The following is a 300-nucleotide window of genomic DNA, read 5'->3' on the forward strand; positions in this document are numbered from 1 at the left end:
CCGGGTCGGCTGATGTGGTCGGCGAGGGCGGTGAGCGCTTCGGTCCACAGCTCGGCGATGTCGTCGACATCGGTCGCGGCAAGGACACCGGCGGCGTAGGACCACGTCGCCGTCAGCCGTGCAGCGCCCTCAGTGACGACCGTCGCGACATCGATTGTCAGGACGGCGGCAGCGGCAAGGTCCGAGTCGGGTCGTCGGCCGAGATCCACATCCGTCACAGGCATCCAGCCCGCCTCCGGACCTGACGGCGGGTGGTCGAACCGGCCGAGGTAGTTGAGGGTGATTTGGGGTTGGGGGAGG

The 300-nt window shown here is 69.0% G+C and carries 1 protein-coding gene; it reads right to left on the bottom strand.

Going from position 1 to position 300, the window contains the following annotated elements; all coding sequences use genetic code 11:
* Window positions 1-300, bottom strand: a 300-nt coding sequence (locus QM841_RS42945; protein WP_283336803.1) for a hypothetical protein, incomplete at both ends; no start/stop codon positions are given.

It is taken from the genome of Rhodococcus sp. IEGM 1307, assembly GCF_030056915.1.
GTDB classification, from domain to species: domain Bacteria; phylum Actinomycetota; class Actinomycetes; order Mycobacteriales; family Mycobacteriaceae; genus Rhodococcus_F; species Rhodococcus_F opacus_D.